The sequence below is a fragment of the Streptomyces sp. KR55 genome, assembly GCF_052245645.1.
GTDB lineage: Bacteria > Actinomycetota > Actinomycetes > Streptomycetales > Streptomycetaceae > Streptomyces > Streptomyces flavusporus.
In genome coordinates this window covers 1-11,508 of record NZ_JBQQCE010000317.1, presented here as the reverse complement: position 1 = coordinate 11,508, position 11,508 = coordinate 1, and the positions used below count along the sequence as shown (strand labels likewise).

15 protein-coding genes are annotated in these 11,508 nt (G+C 68.1%); 6 read left to right on the top strand and 9 right to left on the bottom strand.

Annotation, left to right across the window (positions count from 1 at the left end):
- Window positions 1-71: 71 nt before the first annotated feature.
- From ACTWQJ_RS35095 to ACTWQJ_RS35075, 5 genes are all read right to left on the bottom strand, one after another.
- On the bottom strand, window positions 72-1,307 hold the full coding sequence (locus tag ACTWQJ_RS35095; RefSeq protein ID WP_443310508.1) for a hypothetical protein: 1,236 nt from the start codon (window positions 1,305-1,307) through the stop codon (window positions 72-74).
- Between the two features lie 213 nt (window positions 1,308-1,520).
- Window positions 1,521-1,715 carry a hypothetical protein gene (locus ACTWQJ_RS35090; RefSeq protein WP_443310507.1) on the bottom strand — a complete coding sequence of 65 codons (195 nt, stop codon included), beginning with the start codon at window positions 1,713-1,715 and terminating at the stop codon, window positions 1,521-1,523.
- On the bottom strand, window positions 1,715-2,137 hold the full coding sequence (locus ACTWQJ_RS35085) for a hypothetical protein (RefSeq protein ID WP_443310506.1): 423 nt from the start codon (window positions 2,135-2,137) through the stop codon (window positions 1,715-1,717). The genes ACTWQJ_RS35090 and ACTWQJ_RS35085 overlap by 1 nt, the downstream gene beginning before the upstream one ends.
- Window positions 2,138-2,275: 138 nt before the next feature.
- The gene (locus tag ACTWQJ_RS35080; RefSeq protein WP_443310505.1) at window positions 2,276-2,803 is read right to left on the bottom strand and encodes a hypothetical protein; all 528 of its coding nucleotides are present in this window, start codon (window positions 2,801-2,803) and stop codon (window positions 2,276-2,278) included.
- Complete coding sequence (locus tag ACTWQJ_RS35075) at window positions 2,800-3,711, bottom strand: ATP-binding protein (protein ID WP_443310504.1); 912 nt, start codon at window positions 3,709-3,711, stop codon at window positions 2,800-2,802. Before ACTWQJ_RS35075 ends, ACTWQJ_RS35080 begins: the two co-directional genes overlap by 4 nt.
- Window positions 3,712-4,051: 340 nt before the next feature.
- Between ACTWQJ_RS35075 and ACTWQJ_RS35070 the strand changes: the two genes are divergently transcribed.
- From ACTWQJ_RS35070 to ACTWQJ_RS35060, 3 genes are all read left to right on the top strand, one after another.
- Entirely contained in the window at window positions 4,052-4,924 is an 873-nt protein-coding gene (locus ACTWQJ_RS35070; RefSeq protein ID WP_443310503.1) for a helix-turn-helix domain-containing protein, read from the top strand.
- Between the two features lie 4 nt (window positions 4,925-4,928).
- A complete protein-coding gene (locus ACTWQJ_RS35065; RefSeq protein ID WP_443310502.1) occupies window positions 4,929-5,165 on the top strand; it encodes a DUF397 domain-containing protein in 237 nt (78 codons plus the stop codon).
- A 255-nt stretch (window positions 5,166-5,420) separates the two neighbouring features.
- The gene (locus tag ACTWQJ_RS35060; RefSeq protein WP_443310509.1) at window positions 5,421-6,719 is read left to right on the top strand and encodes a helix-turn-helix domain-containing protein; all 1,299 of its coding nucleotides are present in this window, start codon (window positions 5,421-5,423) and stop codon (window positions 6,717-6,719) included.
- A 2-nt stretch (window positions 6,720-6,721) separates the two neighbouring features.
- On the opposite strand, the gene ACTWQJ_RS35055 is transcribed toward ACTWQJ_RS35060, so the two are convergent.
- The 3 genes from ACTWQJ_RS35055 to ACTWQJ_RS35045 all read right to left on the bottom strand — a co-directional run bounded on the left by ACTWQJ_RS35055 (window position 6,722) and on the right by ACTWQJ_RS35045 (window position 8,934).
- Window positions 6,722-7,144 (bottom strand): NUDIX domain-containing protein, encoded by a 423-nt coding sequence (locus ACTWQJ_RS35055; protein WP_443310501.1) that lies wholly within the window; start codon window positions 7,142-7,144, stop codon window positions 6,722-6,724.
- Window positions 7,145-7,434: 290 nt separating this feature from the next.
- On the bottom strand, window positions 7,435-7,626 hold the full coding sequence (locus tag ACTWQJ_RS35050) for a hypothetical protein (protein WP_443310500.1): 192 nt from the start codon (window positions 7,624-7,626) through the stop codon (window positions 7,435-7,437).
- Between the two features lie 714 nt (window positions 7,627-8,340).
- The gene (locus tag ACTWQJ_RS35045; RefSeq protein WP_443310499.1) at window positions 8,341-8,934 is read right to left on the bottom strand and encodes a CGNR zinc finger domain-containing protein; all 594 of its coding nucleotides are present in this window, start codon (window positions 8,932-8,934) and stop codon (window positions 8,341-8,343) included.
- Between the two features lie 86 nt (window positions 8,935-9,020).
- Between ACTWQJ_RS35045 and ACTWQJ_RS35040 the strand changes: the two genes are divergently transcribed.
- Window positions 9,021-9,824, top strand: a complete 804-nt coding sequence (locus ACTWQJ_RS35040; RefSeq protein WP_443310498.1) for an MBL fold metallo-hydrolase — start codon at window positions 9,021-9,023, stop codon at window positions 9,822-9,824.
- Window positions 9,825-10,144: 320 nt separating this feature from the next.
- On the opposite strand, the gene ACTWQJ_RS35035 is transcribed toward ACTWQJ_RS35040, so the two are convergent.
- Entirely contained in the window at window positions 10,145-10,276 is a 132-nt protein-coding gene (locus ACTWQJ_RS35035) for a hypothetical protein (protein WP_443310497.1), read from the bottom strand.
- A 191-nt stretch (window positions 10,277-10,467) separates the two neighbouring features.
- Between ACTWQJ_RS35035 and ACTWQJ_RS35030 the strand changes: the two genes are divergently transcribed.
- On the top strand, window positions 10,468-10,857 hold the full coding sequence (locus tag ACTWQJ_RS35030; protein ID WP_443310496.1) for a DUF6188 family protein: 390 nt from the start codon (window positions 10,468-10,470) through the stop codon (window positions 10,855-10,857).
- A gap of 265 nt (window positions 10,858-11,122) precedes the next feature.
- Window positions 11,123-11,508: formylglycine-generating enzyme family protein (locus ACTWQJ_RS35025; protein WP_443310495.1), on the top strand; the 386-nt coding region annotated here is incomplete at its 3' end.

Below are 11,508 nucleotides of genomic sequence, written 5' to 3'. Positions count from 1 at the left end.
GGGGCGCACTGCCCGTGCGCCCCACGACGCTACCGCCCTGTTTTCAGAGGGAGTTGAGCTTTGGCCAGAGCTCAGACGGTGACCTTGAGGAACTCGCACAGGCGCTGCAGGGCGGGGATGGCCTCAGCCCGCACGACGATGTCGCCCTCTCGCGCCCCCTCGATCGGGTACTCCTTGAAGACCCCGTTCTCTTCAAGGCCCTCCGGGTCGACATAGAAAATCTTCATGCCCTTCTCCCGGGCGCGGGCCTGGACGGCACGCCGGTCGGCATGGAGGCCGATGACGAGGAGTGCCCTGGCCTCGTCGAGGAACGGCACCGGCGGGATCTTCTGGTCGTAGCGGCGAACGAACACTTCCTCGAGGCCCGCGCGTGCGGACAGCGTGTCGAAGTTGTGAGTGATGACGGGCCCGACCATGTGTCCGGCATCGTGCAATGCCCGGAGAGTGTGGTGAGCGGGGGTGGGCTGGGCGAGGAAGCACGCGGCGAACATCCTCGTGAGGTGTTCGGCCTTGCCCGGGGCATCGAGGAGCATCTCCTGTACGAGCGTGTCGGCCTGCGGGCTGAGGGTGAAGGCGTGGGACTGCGTGAGCGTGTTGTCCTTTCGCGCAGTGACCCGGTAGACCTCGTGGAGGTAGTGCAGCGGGGGAATGCCCGCCTCGATCGACGTGCCGCAGCCGACTTCCACCTGGAAGGGCAGGTAGTCCAGCAGGCCGGACAGGTCTTCGGCGTACGTGGGGTTTCCGCGCTTCTCCTTGACGCGGATCCCGCCGGCAAGGACGTCCCACGGGAGGTTCCGCAGGGTCCTGGGCGGGCTGCTGTAGCCCTCGGAGGTGAACAGGACGTCCAGGGAGCGGAACCCGTCGGGGGTGTCGCGGTCGGCGCGCTCGTCCTGGGGGTGGGCGTCGTACTCGGTGAGGGTGACGACCAGGTCGCCGCGGTGCCACCCGTTGGCCTTCTCCTTCCAGCGGCCTTCGGCGAGCCAGCCCTGCAGGTGCTTTCCGTACGCGCTGATCTCCTCGGCCGGCGCCGTGAACGACACGTACAGGTACAGCTCCGCCAGGACCAGCCGCGGCACGGGGAAGGTGTAGTCGAGGCCGTAGTCGTACCGGTAGTGGACGACGCGACGGCGGCCGGCGGCATCCTCGCGCCATCCGGACTGCTCGGCGTTGGCGGGCTCCTGCGTTCGACGCCAGATGCCTTCCTCGACGCTGCGGGGCCGCTCGTGGCCGTCTCCCGCGAAGTGCTGATTCCAGGTCTTCACCTGCTGATCGGATAACTGCTCGATGACCGGATGCGGCAGGTACATGGAGGACTCTCCTTCACAGTGAGGGTGAGGTGCGAAGAGAGCACGGTCCGGGGCGCCGGAACCGTTCTCGATGGCCGTGCCCCAACCTCCTTTCGCGCTGGAAGGCGGGGCCGCCGTATGAGCGCACCACCGGACCGGCCGGTGCGGTGATCGGCTGTCAGGCCGTGCATGCGGCGTGCAGGTTTTACACGCGTGGTTTCGGGTGCTGCATGGTCAGGGGGCGGCCGCGGCGAAGTGGACCACAGTGCAGCGGCGCAGTTCGCGAACGATCTGACGGGCCACGATGAATGGCAGATCGGGGCTGTCGTAGAGGACTAGGGCGTCGTCGATCGGTGCGCCCGGGTCCCCGGGGCGTGGGTAGAGGGTGCCGCGGACGCCGATTTGTTCCGCTTCCTTCACTCGAAGCATCACGTGACCATCGCGGAGCCGTGGGCACAGCTGAGGAGCCCGGTCGGAGTCGACCGTGCACACGGGCGGGACACCGTCTGCACGCCCTCCCACCCCGTAACTGGTATCTCGTCGTCCAGAAGGGGCAGCAGCCACAGCATGCCCTCGGGTGTGCGGTCGGCTGGGTGTCGGCAGACCGCACACCGGAAGTTCTCCATCGCGTCCCGCTGGCGCTGCGGGTGCAGCTCTTCCGCGTACGCGGGCCGCCCGGTGCGAGTGCCGACGCACGGTTCCCACAGCACACCGTCCAGGTCTCGGTGGGCGGCATCCTGTGTGGCGTCCGCGTAGGAGACTCCCGCCGGTGAGATCACGATGCGCGTGGGGGGCGTGAACTCGCCAGTCCACGGGATCACGTACGGGGCGAGTGGTCTGGTCGCGGTCACGGTTATCCCCCGGGTGCTGACGGGATGAAGGCTGGAGTGGTTCGCACCCCCGCTGCCGGGGCTCAGGGTCGACCGGCAGGTGGGGAGTTGGGACCGTGCCCTGGCGCCGTGGGGGACGTACTGCCAAGGGCACGGCGTCTAGGCGGGGCCGAGCTGGGCGGCGAGAGCGGAGTGGGGGGTCGGTTCTGGCCGGAACTCTGCCAGTAGGTCACCGAGCGGCCGGGTCGGTACGAGACGGTCGCTTGCGGACGGCCGCAGCCAGTACGGGCCGGGCGGCGCAGTGTGATCGAGGGAGGGCAGCGTGATCGTGTGCGGGGCGCCGATGCACACGCCGTGACTGTGGTGCTGCCAGGTGCTGGACGATCGGGGCGGGACCAGCCAGTACAGCCATCCACTGTCGGGGTCCTCAATGACCAGTCCGCAACCGTTTTGGATCTCGTCCATCATGGCGACCACCGCGCGGGCCTGCGGTCCGCCTCCGGTAACGACCACGTCGAAGAGGTTGCCGCCGAGTCGTACGCGGGTGTCTCGTCGCCTGTCGACGTCCATCAGGGTGCGGATCAGGTCGGCGAGGTCCTTCATGTCCTCGGCCGGCTGTCGGGTGGGCCCCGCCGAGTCGATCAGCTCTTTCATGGCCTTGTCGGCGGAGGGGAGCGCCGTACTCACAGGTCCACCGGCCCCGGCTTCATCGTGGCGCGGACGGTCTTGCCGTTCAGGTCCGGGGGTGCGAACCAAGTGACTTCGGCCCCGAGTCGCCCGACCTCCCACAGGCCCCGCCCATTCTCGCCTTGGCGGGCTGCTTCGAAGTCGGGGAACAGGGGCTTCGGGTCGGTGACGTCGATGATCAGCTCTCCGTCCTCGTTGAGGCTGAGGCGGGCGCTGATCTGCGTCTCGGCGTGACCGGGCGTCACGCCGTGGCGGACAGCGTTGTCCACGAGTCGGGCGAGCACTTCCGTGGCGGCGTGGGCGTCTCCCGTCCAGCCGATGACCGTCAATCCCGTTCGAGCGATTGTCCGGGCGCGGGTGACGGCGCTGCTGTTCCCGGGGAGGCCAATGACGGGGTACTCGCGTAATACCGGGGTGGGCGTGGCGACGGGTTCCATGGGGTCGTCGGGTCCTTTGCAGAGGGAGAGTGAGCACCAGGTCGTTGTGCCGTCGGGGCTGACACCCCAGGCATCGGCCATGGCGTCGACGAGAAAGAGGCCGCGGCCTTCCTCGTCATCGGGGGCGGCGTAGCGCAGTACGGGCAGACTCGAGGAACCGTCTCGCACCTCGATCACGGCCTGATCGTTACTGAGGTACAGGCGAAAGCCGATGTCGGGCCCGCGGCCGTGCCGGAGCGCGTTCGTGACCAGCTCCGTCGTGAGAAGTTCCGCAGTGTCGATGAGGTCCGGCCGGCCCCAGTGCTTCAGCCCGGCCCGGACGATGCGGCGGATCCGACCGGGCCAAGCGGCCTCCCTCTCGGTGAGCCGCTGCGCCGTCGAGGCGGGGTCGCGTGCGATGGACACCTCGTGACCGGTCCGCACACATTGAGGGCTGGCGCTCGTCCGCGTGTCGACCGCAGTCGATGTCATGCCAGTCCTCCGGGTCTGTGGGGTCCGTGCACGGGCGCAGGGCACAGCAAGGCCGGGGAGCGCCCTGACGCAGTCACGCTGAGCCGTGGCCCAACTACTGTGTTGCATGGCAGAGTTGCCGTGCAATGGCGCGTGCAATTTTCACGACGAATGGCATATGCAGTTGACCGGGCTCTTGTCTGTGCAAGCGGAACTTGGGGTGGCACACTCTCAACCCGGGCATGGTCAAGGGACACTTGGGGAAGATCGGACCGGACTCCGGGAAGCTCGAACCGGACTCTGGGATGGTTGAACCTGACTCGATCGGCGCGTGCCTCGGCACGACAGGAGGGGAAGACGAGTGGCCGCACCGAAGGGACCGACCAGTCGGCGGGTGCATCTGGGCAAGGTGCTCGCGAAGATGCGCGAAGACCTTGGGATGCGACGTGAGGACGTCGCCTCTGCGCTGGGGTTCTCCGCCGAGAAACTGTGGCGAGTTGAGAGAGGCAAAACCAGCCTGCCGAATCCGACAGACCTGAAGAACCTCCTGGCTCACTACGGGGTTGAGGACCCCGAGGTTGTCGAGAGCCTGCTCGTCATCCACCGGGAGTCGCTGCAAGAAGGCTGGTGGGTTCCGTACACGCCCCACCTGACCAAGGGGATGCGCGAGTACGTTGGTATGGAAACCGACGCCATCTCCATCGCGGCGTGGCAGCCGTCCCTTGTCTTCGGTCTGCTCCAGACGGAGGACTACGCGCGGGAGCTTCTCGTGTCCGCGAAGGCCGTCGACGAGACGACCACTGAGTTCATTGAGGCCAACGTCGAGCTGCGCATGTCGCGCAAGGCCCTCGTTACCAAGGATGAGCCCCGCGACTTGTGGGTCATCATGGGCGAGGACGCCGTACGCAGCACCATCGGCAGCCGCGAAGTGATGGCCGAGCAGTACGAGGAGATCAAGCGCCTCGCCTCACTCGACCACGTCACGGTGCAGATACTGCCGGCGGCGTCCACCGGCTACCGAGCCAGCCAGAACTTTGCGTTGCTGGACATGGGCGAGCCTCTGGGGAAGATCGTTCAAGCCGACCAGCCCGGCGGACAGGCCAGCATCACCGACAAGAAGCCCGACGTCGGCAAGTACTCCCGCAGGTTTGACGCCTTGCGGGCTGCGGCGCTCGCACCTCACGAGACGCCGAGTTTCATTGATGAAGTCCAAAGGACCTCGAACGAAGGTTGACATTGTGACCACTACCCGCACGAAGGCTACTGACCTGGCCCCAGAGAGCGCCTGGTTCAAGTCCTCTTACAGCAGCGGTTCAGAGGGGAACTGCATCGAGTGCGCTGACCTCTCGACCGACGTCGCCGTCCGCGACTCCAAGAAGAAGGACGGGCCCGCGCTGGTCTTCCCGCGGTCCTCCTGGAACTCCTTCTCCGCCGCCATCCGCGCCGGCGAGTTCGGCGCGGACGCGATCGCCTAACCCACGACCCACGAGCACCACACAGCATGGTGGCCCCCCTCAGACACATTGAGGGGGGCCACCATCGTCTTTCTACCCATCACCCCGGACAACAGGGCGACAGCGCGTAGCACAGTGTAGGCCCGCCACAACTCGTTTGTTCGAGGCTCGCGCGTTCCTGTTCCAGCGTGTGCAGATCCTGCACACGCCGTCGACGAGGCCCGTCCACGTCCGTACGGTTGAGGACCCCGGTTCTCTGGGCTCGTGGGAGGGCTGATGCTCGCCGCCGAGTTAGGTATCTGGTCCTCTCGCGAGGCGCGCGACCTGGTCGAGCGCCGCGACCCGGGCGGCCTCGTACGCCTGGGGCGACGACATCGAGGGTGGCGGCAGGCGGATCTCGGCGCCCGGATCGGCTGCTCGGCCTCCACCGTGTCGCGTCTGGAAGCGAGCAAGCGCGTCACCGATATGGCCCTCTTACGGGTGGCTGCCGCCGCGGTTGACCTTCCGTCATCTGTCCTGGCCGCGGCCTGCGGTTTCGCCACCGCCCTGGTGCCCGCCCCCACTAGAGTGGCGCTGGACGCCCCGCGTGACGCCGAGGAGGACCCGATGCGCCGCCGTACTCTGCTCGCTGCTGCGGGGACGGCCGTGCCCGCCTCCCGGCTCTTGGCCGTCGACGACGCGCTCGCCGGCACCCCGGCCCCGTCGGGGAGCTCCGCCCCGCCCGACGTGCGCCTTGCGCGCGCCCGCCGTCAGTTCGACGCCGGACAGCACGCCGCCCTGCTCCGCGAACTCCCCGGCCTCCTGGGTGATGCGCATGACGCTGCGCGGTCCCGGTCGGACCTCGATCACGCCCGCCTGTCCGCCTGCTACACCCTCGCAACGCAGGTCTTAGTGAAGATCGGCCGGTACGACCGTGCTCGGCTCACCGCCGACAGGGCCACGACGTACGGCTCCTTGTCGGGATCGCCGCTCGCCTCCGCAGCGGCCGCCCGGGAACTCGCCATCGTCCTCCGTCACCAGGACCAGCCCGCCGCCGCGCAGCGGCTCATCCTGGGCGCCGCTGCGGACGTCGAGACCACGGGACTCACCACCGACGCACAGGCCGCGGCCTACGCACAGATGCTCTGCACCACGTCGTACACCGCGGCGCGCGCCGGTGACCGCGGTCAGGCACTGGCGATGATCACAGAGGCACGGCAAGCGGCGAAGCGACTTCCCGCCGTGCCACCGTCCGGTCGCCTGTTCCGCATCTCCCCGGCCGCAGTCGACCTGTACGCGGTCGGCGTGCACTGGGCCCTCGGCGACGCCGGCGCGGCGCTCGAGGCCGGACGAGGCCTGCGCGCTGAGCTGTTTCCAACGCCGGAGCGCAAGAGCCGCATGCACACCGATCTCGCCCGTGCCTGGTGGCAGTGGGGGAAGCCAGAGCAGACCGCCCAGGAGCTGCTCGCCGCGATGCGCGTAAGCCCTGGAGAGGTGCGCGACCGGCCCGCAATCCGGCAGATCGTCAGCGACTTGTCATCCCGGCACGCGCGCACTCTCGGCGTCCGGGAGCTGGCCCTCGCCGCCGCCCGCTGACCTCACACGAGCGCTTCCGCCTGGTCGAGCTTGATGACGTCCTCGGTCCAGGGACACATGCGGAGCCGCGGCACCATGTCCGCTGGGAACCAGTGGAACATGATGCCCTCAGTCAGGGGGAGCGCAGCGGCGTCCCCGTTCCACCGGCCGCGGAAGACCTGGATGTACCCCTTCGTTCTGCCGTCCGGGCCGCGGCTCTCGACCACCGCGAACCGCGCGAGGTCTGGGATCTCGAGCCCGGTCTCCTCCAGCAGCTCCCGGCGGATCGCATCCTTGAGGCTCTCGTCGCCCTCCTTGTTCCCGCCGGGCACTGACCAGACACCCGGATCGCAGATGCCGGGGATGTTGTCCCGCAGGTGCAGCAGGTACTCACCCTCGTCGTTGACGAGGAGGGCGGCGGTTCCTCTGATCTGGTCGTCGTTCATGATCGAAGGATGTCTCCTCGTCGACGGCTGGCGGAGGAGCTACGCCGCATCCGCTCCGGTGACTCCCGCCACTCCGGTCGGCTACCCCGCTTGCGGGTCGCGCACCGGAACCTTGTCGAATGGGTCCTTCTTCGCGGCCTGGGCCGGGCGCACGTAGACCTTGCGGGGGATGGATGACCCCTTGGCCCATCGGCCCGCGTCCTCGAGCTCCTGATCGGTGGCGCCGTTCTCGGCGAGGTCCGTGGCGCCGCCCGCGCGGAGGCTGTGGGAGGTGACGGGCCGGCCGTCGCTTACCAGCCCGGCCTTGGCGAACCAGTACTGAACCCGCTCGTTGATGGTGTGCCCCCAAAGGTGCTCCCCCGCTTCGTGGTCGTCTTCGCCCGGGTCGCCGGTGAGGCGACGGTGCCGTTCTTGAGGAGGTGCCGGAAGACGGGCCCGGTCGTGATGCCCTGCTCGGCGAGGTAGCCCAGCCAGCGACGCATCCGCGGGACGAGCTGGATGTCCGGCCGGTCCTTGAGGACGAGGTTCTGCTCCTCGCGAGACGGTCGGGTCGGAGGCCACCGCCCGAAGAGGTCGGGTTCGGCCCGCAGCAGGCCGACGTCGGCCAGCCCCGACCGGCTGCTGGAGGCAGGGGCGGGGCGAGGTTCGGGACGGTTCCCGTGTTCACTGTGGTTCGCTCGGCGAAGGAGGAGCCCGACTGTGTCCCTGCGGCATCGCCACGAGTACGCCGCAGGCTTTCCTCGTGGCCTCCCGGCCCGCTCTCGTACACCGACCAGGGAGTTAGCGGACCACCCGAAAGGATGACCCGCATACGCACCGCTTCCAGCCCAGATCCGCCAGGTTCGAGCCGATGTCACTTTGAGAGACGTAAAACGCCGGTTCCTCGCGTACTCCTCTCCACCACGCTTGCCGGACCCGCCCCATCTGGCAGTACTGGACACGTTCCGGCGTTGTCAGGGCTGCTCCCACCCTCCCCGGCATCACCCGGATCAGGCTGCCCCCAGCTTCCACCCCACTGCTGCGACAGGGAGTTGGTGCAGGTCTTTCACCTCCACTCGAACCAGCAGCGCCTCACGGCGCAAGCAAGATCTGTGCCAGAACCGAGATCGGACAGCAGATGTTCAGCACTTTGGACAGCAGCGCGCCTGGGTGCTGTTCGAATCAGCGCCGATGGTTGCCGAGGGTGGGCTGCGGCGTCATGGGGAGCTGGTGCGGCGTGCGTAGGCGCGGGCGGCGCGGGCGCGGTCGCCGCAGCGGGTGGAGCACCAGTGGCGGCGTCCGTGCCGCAGCAGGTAGCGGTTGCAGGGGGCGGAGCCGCAGGCGGTGAGACGTTCGGCGTCCGGCCCGGTGAGCAGGTCGGCGGCGTCGGCGGCGATGGTGGCCAGGGCGTGGTCGACGATCGCGGTGGTGGGGTGGGGGGTGGCGCGGTAGGGGCCAGTCTTGTCGTCCCACTGCAGCAGGGGGGCTGTAGGGACGCGCGTCATCGCGTCGTTGATGGCCGTGATCGCGGCGGGGAGGGCGGGAAGCCCTTCGGCGCGGGAGGCGAACAGCGACCTGATCTGTTCGCGCAGCGAGCGCAGCTGGGCCGCGCACATCTCCCGCATGCCGGCGTCGACCGGGGCTAGGCCACGTTCCGTCAGCCAGTGGTTCGTATGCGCGGGAGTGCCCAGGAGATCGACGGTATGCCCGCCGGGCAGCGCGATGGCGCTGTTGGCGAGGGCGAGGGAGAGGTGCTTCTCCTCGCCCTGCGCGGGCGGCGGGCCGGGCTGTTCGATCACGGACTCCTCCATGTGTCTCATGGTACGGCTTGCATGCATCCGTGAGAAGCCGCTACGGTCGCATCACGGTTCAAACACATCTATCCGTGAGGTGCTTCGTGTCTTCTCTTCCCGCAACGACCGACCAGTTCTCTGTCCGCGTCTTCGGCGGCCCGACCGCCTTCTTCGAGTACGGCGGCGTGCGGTTCCTGACCGATCCGACCTTCGACGACTCCGGCGACTACGGCCGACCCGGCGGCCCGACCCTGACCAAGACCGCCCCCTCCACTGCCGCTCCTGCCGACCTCGGCCAGATCGACGTGGTCCTGCTCTCGCACGACGAGCACCCCGACAACCTCGACATCTCCGGCCGGGCCCTGCTCGCCGACGTCCCCCTCACGCTGACCACGCCCGGCGGCGGTGAGCGCCTGGGCGAGAGCCTTGGGAAGAAGGCCAAGGGCCTGGCCGACTGGGAGTCCATCGCGCTAAGCCGCCCCGACGGCGGCACGATCACCGTGACCGGTGTCCCCGCCATCCACGGCCCAGGCTCCCGCGAGGAGACCGAGCCGATCACCGGTCAGGTCGTCGGCTTCGTCCTGACCGGCGAGGGCCTGCCCTCCGTCTACGTCAGCGGCGACAACGCCTCCCTCGACGCGGTCCGGGAGATCGCCGACCGCTTCGCCCCCATCGACACCGCGATCCTCTTCGCCGGCGCTCCCCGCTTCCCGATCCTCTTCGACAACCAGGTGATCGTCCTGGACAGCGCCCAGGCCGGTGAGGCCGCCCAGATCCTCGGCGCCCGCCGCGTGGTCCCCGTCCACTACGACAGCTGGGCCCACTTCACCGAAGGCCGCGATGACCTGGTCGCCGCGTTCACCGCCGCTGGCCTGGCCGACCGCCTGGACTGGGGCCAGCGCGGCTGACCTCCGGCGCCTCAAGCACCAACGAAAGCAAGCGAGACCCCCCGCGCCGCTACGGGGCCCGGCTGACCACCGGGCCTCTGGTCACTCCGCAACAGTGCGGGCCCCGTATGACCGGGGCTGTCAGGCACTTGTCCTACATGCGAGCAGTTCGATTACTGCCGTCCCTAGTGACTCCCGAACTCGTGAACATCTGCTGTCCCGTTCTCGTGCACAAAACCAGTCACGCCTGTCCCGTCTCACTCAATCGAGTCGTTTCTCAACGAACCGAGTCGTTCGAGCTTCTGTCTCAGCGAACCTATTGATCAGAAACTCAATCAGTTCTATTCGAGGATGTAGCGGACGTGTGGGCCGCCGAAGTAGCCGCGGACGATGTGCGGCTGACGTTGACGCCGGTGGAAGAACCTGCGGGTCTCGGTGGCGAGTTGGGCCTGGTCGCGGGCCCGGCTGTGCATGGGCAGACTCCGTATCCTCGCGAGTCCGGCCCGCCACCAACGCGGCCACTGCCCGCAGCCGAAGGGCCTCCTGCGCCGACGGCGATCGCTTCCCGCCCTGAGCATGGGGGAAATCCCATGGCTCTCCACTGTCGAATCAGCCAAGGTGCAGTAGTGAGCACTGAAGAGAGTCCCGTCGAACACGATGACCGGTGGGTCCTGAACCTTCGCGGCATGAGCGTCACCAAGATCAGCGTGGACTTCCGGCTCCTGCTGTCCTCCACTCGGACTGGAAAGTCGCATTGGAAGCGCCCGTCGGCCTCTCGCTCGGGACAGTCCACGCCAACCCGTCCGTGCTCCTGAAACCGGAGTCGCAGGACGTGGCGGCGGCGCTTGCTCTCTTCGGAGCGAATGTCCTGTCGGCGGTCGCGTTCAAGTCCGGCATCCTGCGTCTCGTTTTCGACGCAGGCCGCCACCTGACCTGCTCGTCCGATCCGGCCTTCGAAGCGTGGCAGGTCACGGGCCCAGCGGGATGGCGCTTCGTGTCGCTACCTGGAGGCGATCTCGCCGTCTGGTCCGGCTCAGGAACGAGCGAGTCCTAGCTTCGATACGCGGTGAAGGTCATGGCTCCTCCGACTCCGCTGGGCGTCAGTTAGTAGGTCAACTTCGCTGGGACGCTGTCCCGTCGCAGATGATCTGGACTGTGGGCAGAGCCGTGACCTGCGGCGACCAGATCACTTGAGACGCCTGGTCGCCGAGAATCTCAGTTGGTCTGGTCCCGGGCGCTTGGATGCCGGTTGCTGTCTCACTTGATGTGGTCCGACCCCGCCGTGGCGAACTGACACGTCTCGGTAGGATCTCCTGATCATGGACGTGGTCGCGGGAAACGAGATGGTCGCCATCCCGTCGGGGCAGGTAACGCTGTCGGACCGGCGGACGCAGCGCAGTTGGTCGGTCGAACTTGCGCCCTACCAGCTCGCGGCATTCCCAGTCACCCAGACGTTGTATGCACAGATCACCGGCCAGCGGCCGAGCACCGCCGACGGGGACCAGTTGCCCGTCGAGTGCGTTTCCTGGTGGGACGCGGCACGGTTCTGCAACGCCCTGTCCCTGCGCGACGGGTTCACGCCCGCCTACCACCTCCCTGCCGACAGCGAAGGCATCGAGTGGGACGCATCCGCCGACGGGTACCGGCTGCCGACCGAAGCCGAGTGGGAGCACGCCTGCCGTGCCGGTACGACCGGGCCGCAGTA